Source organism: Kiloniella sp. EL199 (genome assembly GCF_900313065.1).
Classification (GTDB): domain Bacteria; phylum Pseudomonadota; class Alphaproteobacteria; order Kiloniellales; family Kiloniellaceae; genus Kiloniella.
Genome location: NZ_OMPU01000014.1, coordinates 23,476 through 44,191 on the forward strand (window position 1 = coordinate 23,476; position 20,716 = coordinate 44,191).

The following is a 20,716-nucleotide window of genomic DNA, read 5'->3' on the forward strand; positions in this document are numbered from 1 at the left end:
AGGTTAAAATGATATGTCCAATAAAGTAATTCTCGTCATCATGGATGGTGTTGGTTATGACACCGCGCTCTCTCAATGTGGTTATCTGGAAGGAATGGTTGAACTGGGCCGAGCCCATCGTTGGAAAATGCGTACAGCTTTACCAACTATTTCAGCGGCAATGTATGAAACTATTCACACCGGCCTGTCGCCACTTGATCATGATGTCAGTGGCAACGAAGCTCTACGACGCTCAAACGTTCCAAATGTCTTTGATCAGCTACATCAGGCCGGACATAGCACGGCAGCTGTCGCACATTCCTACTTTCACACACTCTATAATGGACCTTACAATCCTGTTGAACATGTCGAAGTAGAAGATGAAACAAAAGTCATCCAGTACGGGCGTTTCTATTCGATGGAAGGCTATTCAGCAGCAAACATCTGCGCCCCTGCCGAAATTGACCTCTGCGCGCAGGCGACAAGCCTCATTCGTCGCCATACGCCGGATTATGTTCTATTGCACAGTTCATCTGTTGACAGTCTTGGTCATAAATACACTGCGGACTCTGCACAATACCGTATTCAAACCTGGCATATAGATAATGCACTGGCACGAACGGTACCAATCTGGCTAGAAGCCGGATACGACGTTTTCGTTACCGCCGACCATGGTATGAATGCTGATGGCCATCACGGTGGAACTGAGGAAATCATGCGCCATGTTCCCTTTTACTATTTTGGTGCAGCGCAAGTTCCTGCAAAAGATCAGATATTGGACCAACTCGCGATAGCCCCAACTGTCCTCTCACGGATTGGTGTTGATATTCCCGATAGCATGAGACAAAAACCTCTACTGCAGGAATAACAAACGTTACAAGAAGATGCTTGTTCAGGATTAATGATCTGAATTAATAGTCTTGATCAATGGATACTCAAGCCATAAGGGCCGCCATCCAGATATCCAAGATAGGCATCTTTTTCGTACCAGTATTCCTGATCCAGTTCTTCCCCGGCCCTGTTGATATAAACACCTGTATAAAACGGCAAATCGTAATACCAGTATTTAACCCGTTCTGATTTTGGATACTTCAAAGCCAGCGTTTCAAACCAGCCCTGAAATTTCTTTTTCGGAATATCTTTCCAACGCAAACAGTAACTGACGTTATTTGCACCTTTGGCACAAAATATCATGATTCGAAGTAATCTGGCTTGTTCAGCAGTCGTCCCTTTTTCCTGGCGATAGAGATCCAATGCTTCTGCAAACATCTCAATCGGTGCTCTTGGCTGATCAGCCGTTTTATTTTCCGTCCAAACACCTTCGGCAGCTAAATGTACATAAACAGGCTGACAGTCCTCAAGGTAACTGTTGATCAACTTGGTACGTGCATAACTACAGCGCGGCGCAATATGATTTTCGTATAGAAAATAGGCAACATTCGACAAGGCTTTAGCCCGATCCCGACTTTCTGCCTGCTTTAAAGCAAGTGCTTCCAAGTCTTGCCCAAGATCAGCATAGAGCTTTATTTCTTCCCTTAATTTGTTTGATTTCTCCAGCGCACTGACTTGAAGAACGGCTTTCCAATCCAGCTTTCTCGAGAGCATTATCGCACCCTGCCAATCTTCCTGAATCATTGCTTCATCCAGATGTGGGCGGATCAAAGCAAATTGTAACAAGGGATCTGCTGTACCAGACAAAGCCGAGATGAAATCATTAGCGCTTAAGAAATAACGAGACACCTGTTCATACAGCACAGTATCCAGTACTCTAAGTTCCGAAAACATCCCATCTTCGCCAACGTTAACCTGCTGAATACTATCTTCCAAAATAAAAGCCAGCGGTGTCTTGTTCTTTAATCGAGCTTCTAGTTGTTTGGTTCGCAAAGCGAATAGATTATCAAGCGAAGTTGCTTTTCTTGCTGCTATATCCGTGATTTGCGTTCGAACATTATCAAACTTGCCTTCTCCTAGGTTAACCATCATCTCAAAAGCTTGAGCATGACCGTAGAGTGGCGTGTTTATATATGGATCACTTGAAGGCCTTTTCCCTTCAAGCAGATAATCGCAAACCATTGTACTATAGCTTTCAATTTCTTCATACTCCCCAGAAACAACTGTCTTTATTTGCGAACACAGTCCCTCCAGTTCTTCTGGCTTGGTCCAATCTCCTGATTTGGAAAGACCTGACATAGAAAGAAGTGAAGCTAAAAGCGTAATCCCATCACGATGAGTAAGTGGGCGGGTCGCAATTTCATCAATATTGGCGCGCAAAGCATTGATCGCGAGATGATCAAGCTGATCTATTTGACCTTCATCACTGGTCAGCAACTGGCTATTAGAAATTTCATCCAGAAGTTCAGTGTAATAACGATCACGATCTCCATAATGCAGCCAAATGCCGATCTCCATATCCTCTACATGGCGTCGGTATTCTGATTGAGGAAAATCGGTCAGAAATGCTTCTGTAAAACTATTGAAAATTGCTGGCAGGAAAACCTTTTCCTGCCCCTCTCTGCCATTGTGAAACAGGGCCAGAACTTCCATATAACGAGCGGTTTCGATTAACCATCCGGCTTCACGACCTTCGTTTTTTTCCTCAAGCGCTATCATTGCAAAAAGTTCTGCAGCCTCGGGAAAGAAGCCGTCGTGATAAAAGGCTGCCGCTTCGATATATTGGGACCAGTTTTTATATAAACCCTGTTCTTTACCTATATGTTCCTGAAATATCTGAGAGCTTTTCAAATAGTCATCAAGGTTGAAAAGGCAATCTTGTACAAGAGCAAGGCGCATCACGGCCAGATGCCTGATTTCGTCCTGTTCCAAGTTGCTACTTTTCAAGCCAGTATAATAGCTGTGAAGGTTTGAGAAACTACCTCCGCTGTAACAATATCCTTGAGACAGATAGTCCCCATTGGCAAAAATATCTTCATTCTCTTCACGGACAAAGGCGCCTAATTCTTGCGATGCAAGTTCTTCAATACGATAGGCTTCATGGAAAGCTCCAACATCTGTTAAAATTTCAGAATCTTTATCTGACCTGTCAACACTCTCAAGTAATTCCAACCGATAACCACGAATCAATTGTTCCAAAAATGCCTTTGCGCGACTTTCTTGTGGAACAAGCATATCAAGTTGGGTTGACGAACAATAGCGCGAAGCGATGGGTTGCTGGCAAGGGGGACCGCCCCCTGCTGCGAGATCACGAGGGAGCAAGCTCGCGATTAACATGACACTCAGCAGTAATGAATATTGCCATGCGAAACGTCCCATATTTCTTTTGCTCCTTTAAAAGACTATGCCATCTATCATCATTACAGAGAAACCCGTATCTGATGTTATTCACCCCCTTTATGGCATCAAGAAGGTGGTCTGTTATCGGCGTTTGTTTTTGCCGATAAAACATCAACGAAACCTCTGCTACAACCACAGCCAGCTTCTTTGCAGCTTGTCGGTTGTCTTCATACCAGGTCGGTAAACCTGTTATACTGATAGAAACATCCTCGGGCATCTGCTTCGTTACAGCCTGTAACCAATCACGATAGTCATCAAGCTTTGAACTCGGGCTATCATAATCAATTTCAACACCAACAATGTTCCGGCCGGCCCGTTTCCAAATATTAATGTCACGATTAATGAAAGCAACAATTTCTCTGTTACTAACCTGTTTTTCCATGCGATATGTCAGTATAATTTTTTCTGTATCTGGAAAAGATTTCGGACTGTGATGCGGCGTTGATTTTTGACCATTCTCATGCCCCCAGGAGCGCACGAGGACTCTGATCTCACCCTTTTGACAGGCTAGCTCAAGCATTTCACAGCTATCTATAAATTTTTGCTGGTTCTGATCTCTGTCATTCAGCGATTGCCCCGCCCACACCCAATGATCAACAATCAGGTCTTGCGCACAAACGGGCGAGCAAAACAAAAAAACGAATATACCAAACAGCATTTTCGATGTTTTGCCTGAACCTATCCGCCTCATAAGTCTATTCGCCTATCATTCACTTAACTGAACACAAGCAGATTAACACAAAAAACTATACGTTAGACAAGCTTGTGAAAGAGTAAGGACTATTACTTCACAAAGAAAACACAAGGCAAAATCATCAACAGAACAATGCCCTTAAAAGATCTCTAATTGAGTGAATTGACACCCCAAATTTATCAAGGAGCTTTGGGAAGGTACAATTCAAGATCGTCTTTGTCACTGGTGATTTCAGCATGCATCAGAATTTTGGATGTAAAAGCCATCGACGTATCAATGACCCATCTTACATGCTTTTCACCAGCTTCATTCTGGGCCGCTACAACTTCTGGCAAAATTTGTTTCTGAAGAAATCCTGCAACACCGGCCAAAGCACGAGATCCCAAACGCAGATCCTCTGCCTTTAGCTTAAAAGCGGATTTTGTCTCAATTTGATTGGCAATGTCACCCAGAATATCCATCATTCTGGAGACCTCTTCATTCATCCGTCCGGTCCGATTGGCAATAAATCTTAAATGACCTACGTAAAAAGTATAATCAGACATTCATCTAATCCCAATAAGTTGCCAATCCGTCATCTCAGAACTCAAAAGTCAGTAGTCCTGCTGCATCCCCCCAAGTTTATCTATTCCAGTAAAGCCCGAGTTCAACACTCAATAACCATTCGTTCTGAAGCAGGCAATAAGATTACCGGCAATCAACCCAACTTTGACCTGACCTATATCATTGCCGATATCAAGCTGGGAGATAAACTATATTATGTGGATCATTAATGTCGAAGAAATACATTTGGACAATATAGCACATTGCATTCTCAAGGATGCTGACATAGCTTAGCAAAAATTACAGGACCAAAGGTTTAAAGTTGTGAGATTGATTTCGGCAAAAAGAGGGTTGTTTGCGCTATACTTCGCGCTGCTACAGCTTCTTGTACCGCCTGGTCTCATGGCAGCTAACGGTTCAGATGGTATTGAAATTGTCATCTGTACTGCGCAAGGCATGAAAACCATTGTGGTTGATGAGAACGGTCAACCAATAAAACCCGACCCCAAACAACAACAAAATTCTGTCTGTGGTTTTGCATCAAACGCTATAAAAGCAACAGCGTACCATTCGACGAATTTGCCCGTTCCGTCACAGGAACGTCAATTACACCTGTTGCCCCAAGATGATATTTGTCATCTTTTCTCTCCTCTTCTGACATCTTACCGCCCCCGGGATCCGCCTTCTATTTTGAGTTAACACCGAACTATTTCTCAAAATCCAAGGACAAGATCATGTCAGCATTTACCCGCACGTTACGTGCAGGGAGTATCGCAATTGCCTGTTGCTTATTGCCACTCTCACCTTCAGCAATTGCAGAAGAATCAACACATCTTCGTATTGCCGTCAAAAAAGACCGTTACAGCGTTGATGCAAAAAAATTCTCTTTCACAACCCGCCGTCCCTCTGCACAAATTGTTGAGACTGCGGTCAAGCCGGACGCAAACTTCAAACCACAAGGTGTCCTGTTTAAAGACTGGGATTATAAAAACGGAGTTTATTCAATTAATGTCCGTGAAGGCATCAAATTCCACGATGGTTCAGACTTTAATGCCGAAGCCGCAATCGCGGCGTTGAAGCTCTATGATCAGGGGAAATCCGACTTCCTTCAGATTGACCAAGCAAGCTTTGAACAAACAGGTCCCTATAGCTTTACATTCAAATCCGAAATCGGTTCTGCGCTCGTTATCGAAAACATGACACATCGCAGCGCTTCTTTGTTCTCGACCATGGGTGATCGCAGCAAAAACCCTATTGGGACAGGTCCATACCTGTTGGAAGATTACCAACCAAAACAATCCATCACGCTAAAACGAAACGACAGTTACTGGGGCGAAAAACCAGCAATTGAGAAAATCTCCTATCGCTTTATCGCTGATGATCAGGTCCGCCTTCTCGCTTTAAAAAACAACGAAGTTGATGTCATTGCCGAAGTCACCCCGCAAATGATGTTGGCACTACCTAAAGATGGCTCGATTGTTGTTCATCAATCTCGTCCTATCCGCTACGTTGCCCTACTGGCAAATATGCACGGCAAAACCCCTTTTGACACCATGCAAGACAAACGGGTCAGAGAGGCTATCGCCCATGCTATTAACCGTCCGCAATTGGCAGAGATCCTGTTCGATGGTCGCGGTGAAGTTGCCAAGGGCATATTGCCAAACTGGATGTTTGATCTGGGTGATGATCACGTAGATGGCTTTGCATACGATCCTGACAAAGCTGGTGCTCTTCTGGATGAAGCTGGCTGGGTCAGAGGGGAAAATGGCATGCGCGCAAAAGATGGGCGCCCGCTGAAACTCAGACTGGTTGCGGCCTATCCAAACGTTTCTTCCGTTCGTCCGATGCCAGAATTGCTGGAACAGATGTTCCGTTCCATCGGCATCGATATTGATCTGGTACAGGTGGATGATTCCGGCGTGTATGACGATACCTATCTCGCGACTGGTGAAGCTGATCTCTATATGGAGTTTGCATCCAACAACAACACAGACCCAACCTATCTGCTTTATAACCTGTTCCATTCAAAAACACCTTGGGGGTATCAGTACACAGCCCCGGGAAAAACAGTAGACGCCTTGCTGGAAAAAGCCCGGGCGGCGCAAAGTCGTGAAGAAATCATCGATTATGTTCGCAAAGCACACAGATCTATTGTGCAAGATGAGCTGGCCGCTATTCCAATCCTTATGGTGCCTAACTTCAACCTGTCACGTCCCGGCATGGAAATCCCTATGTTTGAGCACGCTGACTGGATTGATTATGGTCGTGTAACAGTCAAATAGTTCGACTTGTGAGTTCCGCAAGCTGATGTATCGGCCTGCGGATCGCGACTTGAGATCACGCATAAATAAGCCTTGAGCGAGGGAAGTATTCCACTTGAGAAGCTTTATTCTAAAACGAATGGCAACGGCAATTCCAACTCTACTTGGTATGTCCATGCTGGGTTTTTTCATGGTTGCCTTGACCCCCGGTGATCCTGTCGAGATGGAATTGCGCCGTCTTGGCGTTATTTTCACACCGGATCAAGTGGTTGCCCTGCGTCAGGAATATGGCTTGGATCAACCAATCTTCAAACGTTATCTCGACTGGTTAATACGACTCCTACACCTGGATATGGGACAGTCTATTGCTTCTGGCCGCTCCGTACTGGAAGAATTTAAAACACACCTTCCCCTAACCCTAACACTGGCATCTTTATCTCTCGCGCTGTCGATTTTACTCTCGGTCTTGTTCGGCATAACTGCCGCGCTAACCCGGTCAAAGGTTCTGGAAAGTTTTGTCCAGTTCTTTTCCATATTTATGGTTTCCATTCCTTCCTTTTGGCTTGCTCTCCTCTTGTTATTTATTTTTGCCCTAAGTCTTGAATGGATTTCGCTATTGGGATCAGGAGCATGGTATGACCTCGTCTTGCCTGTTTTAACACTTTCCCTCGGCAGTGCTGCAACAATGGGACGCTTGATAAGAGATCGAATTTTAGCAGTCATGAGTGAAGATTATATCCGTCTGGCAATAGCCAAGGGTCTTCCCCCTACCCTTATCCTGCGTCGTCACATTATGAAATCTATCCTGCCACCTTTGGTGACCAATTGGGCGGTGACCTTTGGTGCATTACTGGGTGGTTCCGTTATTGTTGAAAATATCTTCAACTTGCCCGGGCTTGGGCAAATGGCTCTACAAGCCGTCTTCGAACGCGACTTTGCTATTCTACAGGCTTATTTGCTTTTCATGGGATTGATTTTCTTTGTCAGTAATTTCATTGCAGATCTCCTGAACTATTGGCTGACCCCGCATTTTAGAGAACAGAACAATTCTCAGATGGCTACGAAATGAAGCTCTTGTCATTACGTGCAACACCGCTTGGCTTGAATACAGGTATTATCCTGATTGGATGTTTACTGCTGATCGCCTTCTTCGGGGAAAATCTGGCCCCGCATGATCCCAATAAAATGGATCTTGTCCGTCGGCTCGAGGGGATGAGCTGGACCTACCCCTTAGGCACAGATCATCTCGGTCGCGACGTGCTCTCGCGTTTGATGTCCGGGACACTGCTTTCCCTTGGATCTGCAGTAATGACCGCCGTAACCATTCTTTTTATCGCCTTACCGATCGGGCTTATATCCGCGATGCTCGGCGGCTGGGTGAACCACCTGCTCATGCGAATAACGGATATTTTCCTCGCCTTTCCCATGATCATTTTTTCATTGGTCATTATCGGATTTTTGGGGGCATCGCTTAACTCAGCCATCATCGGCGTCGCGCTGGCCTGGTGGCCCAGCCTTGCCCGTCTGGTTCACACGCTAACAACAGATGCACTCTCCAAAGATTTTGTATTGGCATCGCGCCAATGCGGCATCGGTCCGGTTAAGCTGGTTATACGTCATATCCTCCCTCAGATATTACCTCCTTTATTTGTCGTGATGAGTTTGGAAATGGCATCGATCCTGCTCGTACTTTCATCTCTCAGTTTTTTGGGAATTGGGGCACAGCCACCCGAAGCCGAATGGGGGGCAATGTTAAACGAAGCACGCCCCTTCTTCACCGAGCGTCCCGGTTTGTTACTTGCTCCGGGTCTCTTGATAAGCCTTGCCGTAATGGGATTTAACCTGCTTGGAGAGGGAATTCGTCACAAGCTTGATAACAGGAGCCCTTTCAGATGGTAGACAGCCCTCTTTTCAAGCTGGATCACTTAACAATCTGTCAGCAAGGTAACGATCACAAACCGATTATTGATGATGTCAGCTTCTCTCTGACACAAGGACAACGTCTCGGTCTTATTGGTCGTTCCGGTTGCGGAAAATCAGTTACAAGCCACGCCATTATGGACATCCTGCGCCCACCCCTTATCAGAAAGCAAGGGCAAGCAGTCTTACAGGGACAAGATATCTTTACTCTACCCGACATGGAAAAACGTCGCATCCGTGGTCAGGGAATTTTCTGTATCTTTCAAAGCCCGGGAAGCGCACTTCATCCTGCTCTGACGATTCAGCAACAGATGATGGAATTATCAACGGTTATTGAGCAAAGTCCAACGACAGTTACAAATGCTATTGAATATGCCTTTGATCGTATGCAATTACCATTACGATGCCTGACACAGTACCCACATCATCTCAGCGGGGGTATGAAACAACGTGTGTTAATGGCGATGGCTCTCCTATTAAAACCTAGGTTTCTAATCGCCGACGAACCAACAACAGGACTGGATGTTTTAACGGAACGGGACGTTATCGATACAATGGAAATTATGCTGGAAGAAACCCAAGCCGCCTGTCTGTTCATCAGTCACGATATCCGAATAGTCAAACGGGTCTGTCCTGATCTTCTCGTCATGCAAGACGGCAAGATCGTTGATCGTTGTACAAGGGATGAGCTCACCTATCGCGATCGCGCTGAAACCACCCGGGAAATTATTGATGCCATGAAGGTCGCCTGAATGAGTTTCCAAGTCAATAATCTGTCCCTGTCACTTGGCGGTGATAAAATTTTGCACGATATCTCGTTCACACTGGAACGTGGACAAGTTACCGGATTACTGGGCCGATCCGGTTGCGGAAAATCCACCTTGGCTAAAGCAATGGTTGGCATCCATAGAGTTGACCAATCCTGCCTGAAAATAGATGGCATGATATTCCAGCCCAAGTTCGGGCAAACTGGACACAAGATCCAATATATGTGGCAAGATCCCCATATGGCGCTTAGTCCGTTTTTATCCGCTGTTCGCTGTGTCGAAGAAGCCATGGAAACACAAGAAGGTACGACAAAAACACTACGGCATGAAAAAGCGCAAGACCTGCTACATCAGGTTGGTCTCACCCCTTCTCTTATGCAAAAGCGGCCTCACGCCTTATCTGGTGGTCAATGTCAACGCATCGCACTGGCGCGGGCTATTGCTGCCCAACCTGAATTTCTGATTTTGGATGAACCTTTTTCCGCCCTTGATCTTGTCACACAAAAAAACATTATATCGCTATTGGGCAACCTGCGGCAGCTTTATGATTTCGGCTTGATGATCATTTCTCATGACCTTCGAACACTCTGGCGACTGGCGGATAAACTCATATTGATTGATCAGGGCCACATTATCGAAGACAGACCAACATCTGACTTCCTTCATACCCCCCGTCACGATCTAACAAAAACCTTTGCCAGCTTTGCACTGGCTGACGCTTAATTTTTGCCCAAAACAAGAAGGAAGAGATGTCGATAAATCGTAACAAACGATGAAACAACGCTAAGAAAGAACTAAGCGAAGCACCTATACTTAACTTAGAATTCGCCTGATAGAATTGCTTCCACCTTTTCCTGAACCGAAAGAGCATCGGCAAAGCTCGCAATTGAACAGTCCTTACCTTCACTCCAAGCAATAAGGTTATCCAGCCCGCGCATATAGCCATGTTGCCGCGCATCTTCGATCTCGGAAAGTTCACGTTTCCAGTCGTCGCCCGTTGTTGAATAGAGCTGATCCCACATCGTCAGGCGATAGGACTTCTTCTCTCCCCAAACAGTGAACTCGACAACATCGGGACCAACACCGCCCGCGCTGGCATGAAAGGAAACAGGCGTATTATCACAGGCAAACTGCGCCTGAACACTTGTCTCACAGGAAACATCATCTTCCGGATATATCGCACAAGCGCTTAAAATTTCTGCAGCCCCCAAAAGACGCTCGGTCAAGTAAATGAAGTGCGACCCCACTTCCCGCACAAAGCCACCTTCTTCTCTCAGAGACAACCAGGTTGCATCCTGTTGCCAATCCCGAGGCCAAGGGGCGAAATGCAGACGAATATCGACGGAGTTAATCTTACCCAACTTACCAGCATCAATATCAGCTTTCATTAAATCGGCTGCCTGTGAATTCGCCAGCGGATAGTTGACCGCGTTTAAAATCCTTTTTTGTTTAAAAGCCGCGACCAGTTCCCGTGACTGTTCCACATCAATCCCCAAAGGCTTTTCACAGAAGACAGCTTTGCCTACATCCGCAGCGGCCAAGGCATAGTCCCGATGGGACGCCGGCGGACTGGCAATATAAACCACATCGACATCTGGATGCTTGATAACGCCTTCAACACCCTCAAAAACAGTCAACGAAGGATACGTTGTTTGAGCCGCAGTTCTCGCCGTTTCATTGGGATCCCAGGCAGCAACCAGATCAAATCCACCATGCACTGCCATATTTGTCAGCATACGGTTTCCCATGATACCCAAACCAACGAAACCAATACCCAACGCCATTTCACTGTCCCGATTTTAATCTAAACCCCAAGAGTTAAGTGGAAATCCAAGAGTTCATTTTTGAAAGAAGACTGATAATGCGGCACAAAAATTGGTTTGACCAGTTTTAAAATTAAATATCGTTTAGAAATTTATAACAACCGATAAAGACACTAATTGAGACTAAACAAAAACACCCAACACTTTACCTCTACGACTCAAAGCCCAACAATTCGATGGCTCCATCGTGAAGCAATCTCTTCGGCAGAAATACTAACGTCTTCAACATTTGAACTCCTGAAAACGTCGACATCATCACCTTGTATTGCAAGTTGTTCCACAACCTCTGCCATCAAAGCATTTAGCAAAAAGCAACCAAGTATAGTTGAAGTAGGCCCCATTCGTACCTTACGGTTAGGTATTTTTAGTGCTGCATCACCATATACGCTGCCATTATCAAGAACGATATCAGCCACATCACGTAAAAGAAATCCAGAAGCATGCCTAGAATCCACTTTATCAGTATGGTCTTGAGATGTGAGAGCAATGATCAACATACCCTTGGATTGACCAGCTAAGGCAAGCTCAATCGGATAGGCATTACGACCTGAATTTGAAACAACAATAAGGACATCTTCGGCATTAACCTTAAAGCGGGACAATGCTTTCTCAGCACGCCCTTGTTCTCTTTCAATTTGACTAGAGCGGCGGGCATTTTCGTGCAGCATTAAATCAGGCTCAAAAATAGGTTGAATTGCAGCAATACCACCGGCTCTATAAAATAGTTCTTCTGCGAGCATGTGAGAATGCCCGCTTCCACCAACATAAATAAGTTTCCCCTTTTTTAAAGCTCCCGAAATGGCATTACGTGCAGCTTCAAATGCTCCTGTTTGAGTGAAAAGAACTTTATCAAACAACTCAACCAACTTATCTCTATACTCATCTCGTAATTTAGCCATAAACGATTACTCCTTTATCTCTCCGACATATTTATAACGATCACCACGGTACCAACTAATGGCGTCCATAATCACAGAACCAGCCTCGTCATATCCAGTTTGCGATATTCTCAGAACAGCCGAACGAAGAGGAATGCCAAGGTGGCTTGAAATTTCATCACATGCCTCTATGGCCATCAGACTCTGCAATATTCTTTTCGGGCGAGAACTTTGTGCATCCAAATGCTCGAAAAGTGATGTTTTCCCATCATAATTTCTATCAATGTAGCTAATTGGAATAACAACATATTCGTATGAGAGCGCCTCATCACCAGCTAGACGCAAACGACGAAGAAGCATTGTTTCTGTTTCAAGCGGCAATCCAGAACGCAGTGCAGTATCATAAGGAACCGTTTGAATTGTACGTTCCAAAACTTTTGTTATTGGTACCAATCCACGCATCCGCATATCTTCGGAAAATCCCGATAATTTGGACATAACCTTGGGTACATACCCGGTAACAACAGTCCCCACACCTTGCCGCGTATGAACAACACCAGCTTCGGCAAGGTCTTTGAGACATTGGCGTATGGTAGATCTCGACAAATTTAATCGCGTAGCTAAATCACGCTCGGAAGGTAATGCTTCTCCTTCACTTAGCATTCCAGCTTCTATTACCTCAGTAAGACCAGAGCGTAAGCGATTCACTAATGGTCCATGTTGTTCAGAAATCCGTCGAACTAATATATCAAATACAGCATCCACTACTTTGCTCTCTCCTTAAAAGCTCACACACGCGCAACCAAGTGGTGTGGTATTGGAGTAATAAATTATATTAATTACGCAAATTCACGAGATTTCCTATACCTTCCCGGCAAAAAAATCAAACCAATAACATACCAGCTTGATCTAAACACCCTAATAAGTAATATTTTCAACCTGAAGCAAAAGACGCAGTAATTCTATGAACAAAAACAGAAAAAGCCCCGGCGTTTGCCGAGGCTTTTTGAATTGGTAGCGGAGGAGGGACTTGAACCCCCGACACGCGGATTATGATTCCGCTGCTCTAACCAGCTGAGCTACTCCGCCATAAGGCTTTGACAGTGCCGTTTTGATTAACTGATTCGTCAATCATTCGCGCTGTAAGAGGGGTGATAATGCCATGACACAAAACTGTCAATAGCGGAGTGATACGCTTTTTATTTTTTTTGAAAATCCGCTCCTCACTCAGCCAGGATCTTTAAGGAGGCAGAAGCAGGACAAATGAAAATTGTGCTAGTATTGGCTTGAATCCGGCTTTTCATATCACTACCCTCGCTTTATCTACTCTTTTCAAACTGAAAAAAACAATAGCCGAGCTATACCATGCGAAACATCTTCAAAATGTCGCAGAATACCTGGGAACACCATTCTCACCCAATGTCAGGGTGGTCACGCCTCGTAACAGGATGGCTCATGTTCCCGGCGATATGGTCTCATGAAGCTTGGGGTTGGCCTATAGCTGGCTTTCTTTTGTTTCTTTTTGCTTTCTGGATGTACCTCAATCCCCGTATCTTCCCCAAGCCACGTCACACTGACTTCTGGGCTTCGCAAGTCACCTTCGGTGAACGCGTCTGGCTCAAAGAAGTTCCCTTTGACGGGCTGGACGAACTGCTCGACATGCACAGATCCCAAACACGTGCGTTGGGCATCTTGGCCGGGTTTGGATTTTTGGGCGGCATTATCACGGCCTATCTGAATCTGTTTTGGCCAACCATGTTTTTTGGCTTTGCCATGATCATTGGAAAGATGTGGTTCTGTGATCGTATGGTTTGGCTTTTTAACGACGCCATCGAAATAAACCCAAAGCTTGCCGAGTGGATTTATTAAGGCCTTTTGACCTCTAGACTAGAAGTAAGATGATAGAGTTAGCCTGACTTCAAATAATCATCTGCAAAGGTCAGACTCTCACAGCCAACAAAACGCCTGATCCGCTCCAACTCGGATGTTAGGGCACTCAAGCGCCCTTTGCTGGCGCGCACTTTGGACTCAAGCCACAAACCTTTGACAAACAACTCCGTTCCTTGCCGTTTCATATCAATCCGGCCAATAAGGTTTTCCCCCTCAAGCAAAGGAAAAACATAGTATCCATATTGCCGCTTTGCTTCGGGAACAAAGACTTCGATACGGTAGTGAAAATCAAAGAGACGTTCGGTCCGCTTTCTATCCCGGATCAAAGGATCAAAAGGACTAAGCACCCGGACACGCTTCGGGGCAGTCGGCAAGCTATCCAACTGACTTATAATGCCCTCAAAAGCATAGACTTTACGGGGCTTGCTGCCATCGGCAGATAACACTTCAATCTCGACGATTTCCTTGCCAAGTCTGTCTTCGCACCAGACTTTGGCTTCGGCAGGTTTGATGCCATCCCAAAAAGCAGCGAGTTCCCCCGGCGTCGCAAAGCCGAGTTTCTCCATCGCAGAACGGCACGACCAATCTATAAAGCTCTCATGGTCGATATCTTGGGAAAGAATTTCTGACGGAATAATTCTGTCTGTGACGTCATAAACCTTCTGAAAGCCATCGCGCCGATCAACTGACAAAGCCCCGGTACGCCAAAGAAATTCCAACGCCGTTTTGGATGGGTGCCAATCCCACCAACCCTGATTTTTCTTTTTTGCATTCCCTATATCCGGCGCCTTATCCGGCTTTTTCATATCCCGAGAACGCGTGGGACCATTCACACAAATATGTTCCAGAACTGCCTTGAAATTTTCTTCAAAGCCTTCCCGTCGCCATTTGCGCCATCTTTCAAGCAAATAAGCTTCTGTACGTCCAAAACGATATTTCCAATAGGGATAAAAGATCGTCGGGATAACCGATGCATCGTGTGTCCAGTTTTCAAATAGCGAGCGATCTTTTTCCAAAAGCTGATCAAAGTGTTTTTTCTGATAGGTCTGATTTCGGGAAAAGAGGATCATGTGATGTGCGCGCTCGACAGTATTAATGCTGTCGAGCTGCACAAAGCCCATGCGTTCTATCAGGTCCAGTAACGCGGGTTTACTCTGTTTCGCTGTAGGGTTATCGCATAGCCCCTGTCGCTGCATAAACAGTCTTCGGGCTTGGGAATTACTTATCTGAGGGATCATGCACTGCTATTTCTGTGAAATGTGGGAAAAAACACATCAAAGAACATAACAGGAACAAAATTATATTTCCAGAAAGAAATAAACCTACTGGCTTAAAGGTTAAGCGACACCTTGTGCCTCTTCGTCTAGAACCTGCTTTTCAGTAGAAACAATCCAGCCACCGCCTAACACACGATCACCATCATAGAAAACGGCAGCCTGCCCCGGTGAAATTCCATACAATGGATCATGTAACACAACACGGGCACCGCCCATCCCCAATCCCTGTCCTTCAGGGTATACCGTGGCTGGGGTTGGTTTCGATGCAGAACGCAACTTGACGGTGACTTCACGGCCCTGATCAGTTAAAGGTTCCGCCAGCCAGTTAAGTTCATTCACAAGAACAACATCACGGGAAAGTGCCTCTTTCGGGCCAACAATAACCTGTTTCTTCTCTGCATCGAGGCGAATAACATAAATCGGATCGCTGGTACCACCAACACCGATACCGCGACGCTGTCCAACCGTATAGTTGATAATACCATCGTGCTGCCCCAGAACAGTGCCATCAAGATGAACAATATCCCCCTTGTCCAATGCCCCCGGACGCAAGCGCTCAACAACACGGGCATAAGATCCGTCCGGCACAAAACAGATATCCTGACTATCCGGCTTATCGGCGACCGATAGCCCCATGCGTTCAGCAATCTTGCGGGTTTCTGTTTTCGGCAATCCCCCCAGAGGGAACCGGAGAAAGTCCAGTTGATCTTCGGTCGTCGTGAAGAGGAAATAAGTCTGATCTTTTGTATAGTCAAAAGCCCGGTGAAGCTCAGGACCATTTGGACCATCGATACGCTGAACATAGTGGCCCGTTGCCATCACATCTGCACCAAGGTCCTTGGCCATTGCCAGCATGTCTTTGAATTTGACTTTCTGATTACAACGCACACAGGGAATAGGTGTTTCACCGCGCATATAGCTGTCGGCGAAATCTTCCATCACGTCTTGCTTAAAGCGTGATTCATAATCCAGAATATAGTGCGGGAACCCATAGCGATCAGCCACAGTACGGGCATCATAAATATCCTGCCCGGCACAGCAAGCACCGCTTTTCTCCAAAGCAATCCCATGATCATAGAGTTGAAGGGTAACGCCAATAACGTCATAACCTTCTTCTTTCATCATACACGCAACAACCGAGCTATCGACACCACCGGACATGGCAACAACAACGCGTGTATCTTTAGGCTCTTTATCAATACCAAGAGAATTCATGAGCTCGCTTATCTCGTAAAACTTACTGCGGTAAACGTACTTTGGCGCCAGCCGCCAGAGTTTGTCTGTTTGATGGCTATGTAAGGCCATCCCCTATGGTAATCAAGCCAGAATTGATCCCGACCTTTTACCCGTCACACCTAATCCTGTACCTGCAAAACAAGAATTGCAGTACAAATTTCGGGCAACATATCAGATAAGAGTGATCTTGTTAATGCCCAGTCTCACAGACCACTCGTGCCATAATTGCATGTGTAAAATCATCTACTCTTATTTGTGAACCCATCCGTTTTTTTGAGCCAACAGGTATCTGTAACAATGACAGCAAAAATCTACGATGTGATTTCAATTAATCGTCTCAAAACTATCGGATCGCGAATAAGGTCAATGAGTAAAGAAAAATGTCCCTTACCATTCCTGAGGAATCTATTTTCAGGGGGAACTCGCCAGCGATTGGCTAATTCCAGCCCACCTTTATAAGGTGTCAATTTATCCGCCTGCCCAAGCATAAAGATCACCTTTTCCGGCGACACGACTGAATGACCTGTTGGCTGTACAAAGGGCAAGCACTTCACATAATCGGCCTCACGCCAGCCCAGTTCATGAAGTTTTTTTGGAATACCAAGTGCTTGGGTCAAACATCCTTTGAGCAACACATCCAATACATTTCCGCTGGTGCCAATCAAAAGTAGTGAATCCGGTTTCAAATCATCATGCCAATTCCACGCGACAGAAGAATAAAGCTGTGCCGTTAACGCGCCCAAGCTGACACCGCCAAGAACAACGGGGCCACCACGTTGTTGCCGCACCCAGCCCATCAACACAGAAATATCTGAAATCCATTGCCTGTAGAGTTTGATCAGTCCCATAGGACCTTCGCTGAATATCTGTTCCCCGGCATAAAACCCCGGCGCTTTTCGAAAACCATGCCCCGGTTGCTGCATACGTAAAACGCGAAAGCCAGCGTCTGTCAGTGCACAAACAGGATCTTCCCGATCCTGAAAACAATCCTGTTCAACACCAAGCCCCTGTAAAAAAACAATCGTCGGAGCAGTAGGTTCCAATCCTGCGAGGGGTTCATAACAACGGACCCAGTTTTCTGCCCCGAATTCAGACTCATAGCGCAGCCAGTATTCACGCCCGTAAACGCCGTGAATAGAATGCGAAGAATGAACCGCAGGCAATTTTTTTGGTGGGGAATAGAAATGGTCTAAATCGTCCAGATAATCCCCGAACATTTTAAAAAACTCTTTTGAGGTTGGCAGTTGCCATTGGACAGGGGCGACTTCCCTACGAATTTCTTTAAAGAACAGAGACGCTTCTAATAGCCTTTGCTGCGTTTCTTGTCGCCGTCGTTCGGCAAAGACCCTTCCCGCGATACTTAGGCCATCGCCAAACATAACCACTTTCCAGCGTTCAAAAGCTGATTTTGCCACATGGTTACGAATGCAAACTTCTGTCAGCGCTTTGTCACAACTATCAGGCAAGGCATGCTTGAGGCCAAGATTATCGGCCAGCTTTTTGGCATCGCCCTCACTTACAATTGCCGTTTGCAAAACGTGTGTCAGCGGGAAAAGATATTTAACAAGAAGACGAAGAGCTAGCGCATCGAACCACGGACGTGCGAGATATCGACCAACAGTCCCCCGGATCATCGGGTAAGCTTGGGGTGGCGGTAAACACTGAGCAGAACTATGAAAACGTTCTCGGTTCACTTGCACGTGATACTTTCCTCTTGAGTATGAGAGTTCAAATTGAACTCTCAAACCCCCACGGAATTATAGTACCACAGTTTTTGTTTCTTTTCATCTTAAAGCGGTAAGAAATCAACATTCAAGTCATTGAGGACGCTCAGGCCAGTCTCTCAAGATTGATCAATAAGATGAATATAAGACCCTATAACAGAGCCATTTACGCATCCAACCTGTCCCTGTTTTTGACCCGCAGCATCCCTGACATCAAACAAAGGATTATCACCCTCATCTCCCACTACCGTAGAGTAATGAAATTCATGGGCTTTGAAGGTTGATCCCTTATCACCAAGAGCAGTGTTTCCGAGAGTCGTAACCTCGCGATACCCCAATGATCGACGCCGCACAGCAAAAGACGTCTCAAAAGGTAAAAGACCCGCCAACTCATGATGATCTCCGCGAGTATCTATTAGTCCCTTGCCCAGAACCATATAGCCACCACACTCACCATAAATCGTTTTGCTCTTCTTTGCTGCCTGACGCAGGCTTTCTATAAAGTTCAGGTTTGCACCAAGTTGCCCCACATGTAGCTCTGGGTATCCGCCGGGCAGATAGATCGCATCAACTTCTGCACTTGGCTTTTCATCTGCGAGGGGAGAGAAAAAACTCAGCTCTGCACCTGCTCTTTTCCAGCCTTCCAAAAGTGCCGGATAGATAAAGGAAAAGGCAACATCCTGAGCAATCGCAATCCTTTGCCCTATCGGTGGCACGAAACTATGCGTGTCTTTGCCCGAACAAGAAGAAAACCCTGAAAGAAGAGAAGGACGTGCCTGTTTCAGAAGCTCTTCACAGCGAACATCCCACCCCACCTGCTCTGCCGCTTTGTCGAGATAGTCATCAAGTTCGCTATGTTCAATTGCCTGTACCAAACCAAGATGTCTGTTTGGCAAAACTAGATCATCCTGCCTTTTCAGGTACCCGAGAACCGGAATTCCAAGAGGAGTACAAGCTTCTTTGAGCAACTCTGCATGTCGCGGAGATCCAACTCTGTTGAAGATAACACCGCCAACGGTCACTTTTGGATCAAAAGAGGCAAAGCCATGTAAAATAGCCGCCGCCGAAGCCGACATCCCCTTAACATCAATAACGAGGATAACAGGCCACCCGGTTTTTTTGGCCAGTTCAGCAGTTGATCCAGCGCCACCGGCCGCGCCATCAAAAAGCCCCATCACGCCTTCGGTCAGGATCACATCAACATCTTGTCCGCTATAGGTAATGATTGAAGCCAGACTTTTGTCTCTCATCGCCCAAGGATCGAGATTAAAACAAGGACGCCCGGCAGCGGCAGCGTGATAGGCCGGGTCAATATAATCCGGGCCAACCTTGGCCGGGTTAACACGAAGGTTGTTGTTTTTGAAATAACGCAAAAGCGCCAAAGTCAGCGTGGTCTTGCCACTGCCCGAAGAGGGTGCCGCAATAATCAATCCCCTAGGGGTCTCTGCTTTTACAGAAGTGTCCTGCTGTTTGACCTTTTTAGCACCATCTTTGGAAATCAAGCGTTCGCAACCTTATCGACATTTACGGATAGCTTCAGGGGATCAGATGTCAGAACGCGACCGTTCATCGCCCCCATCCAGTCTAGTCCAGAACGCAGACGAACAACTTCGCCAATCACAACAAGTGCAGGCGGTTCAATACCGCTTTTGGCGACATCATCTACACAGCGCCCCAAACTCGTTTCCAGAACTTCTTGTGACGGTGTTGACGCTCGACTGACGATGCCGACAGGCTCATCCCCAGATCGGCCATGAGCCATTAACTTTTGTGCGATATCACCCAAATGTTTGATCGCCATGTAGATCACAATAACGGGTGAGCCCTGTGCAAGCCCTTCCCAGTTAATGTTATCCGGTACAATACCGCTCGCATTATGCCCCGTTAGAAAGGTAACGGCCGAATTACAATCCCGGTGAGTAACAGGGATACCAGCATAAGCCAAACCGCCAATACCACTGGAAATACCCGGAACGACACGGAAAGGAACATTCGCCTCGACCAACGCAAGAGCTTCCTCGCCACCTCTACCGAACACAAAAGGATCGCCGCCTTTCAGGCGCAGGACTCTTTTACCTTCTTTTGCCAGCTGAACAAGGCGTTGCGAAATATCGGCTTGTTTTGAAGACGGTTTTCCGCCCCGTTTACCTGCGTATTCAAGAACACAGTCTTCACGGGCCATCTTCAGGATATCTTCACCAACCAGCGCATCATAGACCAGAACATCGGCAGATCGTAGTGCATGCAAACCATAGAGCGTCAAAAGGCCAGCATCGCCCGGTCCACCACCAACAAGCCAAACCCAGCCGGGTTCAAAATTTGGAAGGTCTAGAGGCAGTTTATCCATTTATCACACTGTCCTTCTCGTGTAGCTTCACTGTGAAGATATCTCAATTTGGGAAAAGACCCCAAACCGGGAAGATACTTCTAAAC

The 20,716-nt window shown here is 46.1% G+C and carries 19 protein-coding genes and 1 tRNA gene; 8 read left to right on the forward strand and 12 right to left on the reverse strand.

Going from position 1 to position 20,716, the window contains the following annotated elements; translation table 11 throughout:
* Window positions 1-13 precede the first annotated feature (13 nt).
* A complete protein-coding gene (locus D9A03_RS17955) occupies window positions 14-847 on the forward strand; it encodes an alkaline phosphatase family protein (RefSeq protein ID WP_120498612.1) in 834 nt (277 codons plus the stop codon).
* 56 nt (window positions 848-903) lie between these two features.
* Here the strand turns inward: D9A03_RS17955 and D9A03_RS17960 are convergent, their stop codons facing one another.
* The 3 genes from D9A03_RS17960 to D9A03_RS17970 form a co-directional block, all read right to left on the reverse strand.
* Entirely contained in the window at window positions 904-3,249 is a 2,346-nt protein-coding gene (locus D9A03_RS17960; RefSeq protein WP_162938239.1) for a hypothetical protein, read from the reverse strand.
* Complete coding sequence (locus D9A03_RS17965; protein ID WP_120498614.1) at window positions 3,179-3,961, reverse strand: DUF3142 domain-containing protein; 783 nt, start codon at window positions 3,959-3,961, stop codon at window positions 3,179-3,181. The genes D9A03_RS17960 and D9A03_RS17965 overlap by 71 nt, the downstream gene beginning before the upstream one ends.
* A 182-nt stretch (window positions 3,962-4,143) precedes the next feature.
* Window positions 4,144-4,509, reverse strand: coding sequence for a hypothetical protein (locus D9A03_RS17970; RefSeq protein WP_120498615.1), 366 nt, complete (start codon window positions 4,507-4,509; stop codon window positions 4,144-4,146).
* A 322-nt stretch (window positions 4,510-4,831) separates the two neighbouring features.
* Between D9A03_RS17970 and D9A03_RS17975 the strand changes: the two genes are divergently transcribed.
* The 6 genes from D9A03_RS17975 to D9A03_RS18000 all read left to right on the forward strand — a co-directional run bounded on the left by D9A03_RS17975 (window position 4,832) and on the right by D9A03_RS18000 (window position 10,178).
* Window positions 4,832-5,206 carry a DUF2946 family protein gene (locus D9A03_RS17975; protein WP_120498616.1) on the forward strand — a complete coding sequence of 125 codons (375 nt, stop codon included), beginning with the start codon at window positions 4,832-4,834 and terminating at the stop codon, window positions 5,204-5,206.
* A gap of 35 nt (window positions 5,207-5,241) precedes the next feature.
* A complete protein-coding gene (locus tag D9A03_RS17980) occupies window positions 5,242-6,789 on the forward strand; it encodes an ABC transporter substrate-binding protein (RefSeq protein ID WP_120498617.1) in 1,548 nt (515 codons plus the stop codon).
* A 94-nt stretch (window positions 6,790-6,883) separates the two neighbouring features.
* Window positions 6,884-7,837, forward strand: a complete 954-nt coding sequence (locus D9A03_RS17985) for an ABC transporter permease (RefSeq protein WP_120498618.1) — start codon at window positions 6,884-6,886, stop codon at window positions 7,835-7,837.
* Complete coding sequence (locus tag D9A03_RS17990; protein ID WP_120498619.1) at window positions 7,834-8,667, forward strand: ABC transporter permease; 834 nt, start codon at window positions 7,834-7,836, stop codon at window positions 8,665-8,667. The genes D9A03_RS17985 and D9A03_RS17990 overlap by 4 nt, the downstream gene beginning before the upstream one ends.
* Window positions 8,661-9,440: an ATP-binding cassette domain-containing protein gene (locus D9A03_RS17995; protein WP_120498620.1), complete on the forward strand. Its 780-nt coding sequence runs from the start codon at window positions 8,661-8,663 to the stop codon at window positions 9,438-9,440. The genes D9A03_RS17990 and D9A03_RS17995 overlap by 7 nt, the downstream gene beginning before the upstream one ends.
* A complete protein-coding gene (locus D9A03_RS18000) occupies window positions 9,441-10,178 on the forward strand; it encodes an ABC transporter ATP-binding protein (RefSeq protein ID WP_120498621.1) in 738 nt (245 codons plus the stop codon).
* Between the two features lie 95 nt (window positions 10,179-10,273).
* Here the strand turns inward: D9A03_RS18000 and D9A03_RS18005 are convergent, their stop codons facing one another.
* The 4 genes from D9A03_RS18005 to D9A03_RS18020 all read right to left on the reverse strand — a co-directional run bounded on the left by D9A03_RS18005 (window position 10,274) and on the right by D9A03_RS18020 (window position 13,245).
* Entirely contained in the window at window positions 10,274-11,239 is a 966-nt protein-coding gene (locus tag D9A03_RS18005) for a Gfo/Idh/MocA family protein (RefSeq protein ID WP_120498622.1), read from the reverse strand.
* 197 nt (window positions 11,240-11,436) lie between these two features.
* Entirely contained in the window at window positions 11,437-12,177 is a 741-nt protein-coding gene (locus tag D9A03_RS18010) for an SIS domain-containing protein (protein WP_120498623.1), read from the reverse strand.
* 6 nt (window positions 12,178-12,183) lie between these two features.
* Window positions 12,184-12,921, reverse strand: a complete 738-nt coding sequence (locus tag D9A03_RS18015; protein ID WP_120498624.1) for a GntR family transcriptional regulator — start codon at window positions 12,919-12,921, stop codon at window positions 12,184-12,186.
* A 247-nt stretch (window positions 12,922-13,168) separates the two neighbouring features.
* Window positions 13,169-13,245, reverse strand: a tRNA-Met gene (locus D9A03_RS18020).
* A 276-nt stretch (window positions 13,246-13,521) separates the two neighbouring features.
* On the opposite strand from D9A03_RS18020, the gene D9A03_RS18025 reads away from it, so the two are divergent.
* Entirely contained in the window at window positions 13,522-14,025 is a 504-nt protein-coding gene (locus tag D9A03_RS18025) for a DUF6653 family protein (RefSeq protein ID WP_371682970.1), read from the forward strand.
* 38 nt (window positions 14,026-14,063) lie between these two features.
* On the opposite strand, the gene D9A03_RS18030 is transcribed toward D9A03_RS18025, so the two are convergent.
* The 5 genes from D9A03_RS18030 to cobA all read right to left on the reverse strand — a co-directional run bounded on the left by D9A03_RS18030 (window position 14,064) and on the right by cobA (window position 20,630).
* Complete coding sequence (locus D9A03_RS18030) at window positions 14,064-15,242, reverse strand: winged helix-turn-helix domain-containing protein (RefSeq protein WP_254055089.1); 1,179 nt, start codon at window positions 15,240-15,242, stop codon at window positions 14,064-14,066.
* A 141-nt stretch (window positions 15,243-15,383) separates the two neighbouring features.
* Window positions 15,384-16,538: a tRNA 2-thiouridine(34) synthase MnmA gene (mnmA, locus tag D9A03_RS18035; protein ID WP_120498843.1), complete on the reverse strand. Its 1,155-nt coding sequence runs from the start codon at window positions 16,536-16,538 to the stop codon at window positions 15,384-15,386.
* A gap of 332 nt (window positions 16,539-16,870) precedes the next feature.
* Window positions 16,871-18,259 (reverse strand): alpha/beta hydrolase, encoded by a 1,389-nt coding sequence (locus tag D9A03_RS18040; RefSeq protein WP_120498627.1) that lies wholly within the window; start codon window positions 18,257-18,259, stop codon window positions 16,871-16,873.
* A gap of 143 nt (window positions 18,260-18,402) precedes the next feature.
* Window positions 18,403-19,785: a cobyrinate a,c-diamide synthase gene (locus D9A03_RS18045; protein WP_371682971.1), complete on the reverse strand. Its 1,383-nt coding sequence runs from the start codon at window positions 19,783-19,785 to the stop codon at window positions 18,403-18,405.
* Complete coding sequence (gene cobA, locus D9A03_RS18050) at window positions 19,782-20,630, reverse strand: uroporphyrinogen-III C-methyltransferase (RefSeq protein ID WP_120498628.1); 849 nt, start codon at window positions 20,628-20,630, stop codon at window positions 19,782-19,784. Before cobA ends, D9A03_RS18045 begins: the two co-directional genes overlap by 4 nt.
* Between the last annotated feature and the right edge of the window lie 86 nt (window positions 20,631-20,716).

Excerpts from the sequence above, each read along its gene's own strand:
- D9A03_RS18005 (WP_120498622.1), bottom strand. The coding sequence starts at position 11,239 with ATGGCGTTGGGTATTGGTTTCGTTGGTTTGGGTATCATGGGAAACCGT.
- D9A03_RS17980 (WP_120498617.1), top strand. The coding sequence starts at position 5,242 with ATGTCAGCATTTACCCGCACGTTACGTGCAGGGAGTATCGCAATTGCC.
- D9A03_RS17960 (WP_162938239.1), bottom strand. The coding sequence starts at position 3,249 with ATGGGACGTTTCGCATGGCAATATTCATTACTGCTGAGTGTCATGTTA.
- D9A03_RS18025 (WP_371682970.1), top strand. The coding sequence starts at position 13,522 with ATGCGAAACATCTTCAAAATGTCGCAGAATACCTGGGAACACCATTCT.
- cobA (WP_120498628.1), bottom strand. The coding sequence starts at position 20,630 with ATGGATAAACTGCCTCTAGACCTTCCAAATTTTGAACCCGGCTGGGTT.
- D9A03_RS17970 (WP_120498615.1), bottom strand. The coding sequence starts at position 4,509 with ATGTCTGATTATACTTTTTACGTAGGTCATTTAAGATTTATTGCCAAT.
- D9A03_RS17990 (WP_120498619.1), top strand. The coding sequence starts at position 7,834 with ATGAAGCTCTTGTCATTACGTGCAACACCGCTTGGCTTGAATACAGGT.
- D9A03_RS18010 (WP_120498623.1), bottom strand. The coding sequence starts at position 12,177 with ATGGCTAAATTACGAGATGAGTATAGAGATAAGTTGGTTGAGTTGTTT.
- D9A03_RS18030 (WP_254055089.1), bottom strand. The coding sequence starts at position 15,242 with ATGCAGCGACAGGGGCTATGCGATAACCCTACAGCGAAACAGAGTAAA.
- D9A03_RS17995 (WP_120498620.1), top strand. The coding sequence starts at position 8,661 with ATGGTAGACAGCCCTCTTTTCAAGCTGGATCACTTAACAATCTGTCAG.
- D9A03_RS18000 (WP_120498621.1), top strand. The coding sequence starts at position 9,441 with ATGAGTTTCCAAGTCAATAATCTGTCCCTGTCACTTGGCGGTGATAAA.
- mnmA (WP_120498843.1), bottom strand. The coding sequence starts at position 16,538 with ATGAATTCTCTTGGTATTGATAAAGAGCCTAAAGATACACGCGTTGTT.
- D9A03_RS17965 (WP_120498614.1), bottom strand. The coding sequence starts at position 3,961 with ATGAGGCGGATAGGTTCAGGCAAAACATCGAAAATGCTGTTTGGTATA.
- D9A03_RS17955 (WP_120498612.1), top strand. The coding sequence starts at position 14 with ATGTCCAATAAAGTAATTCTCGTCATCATGGATGGTGTTGGTTATGAC.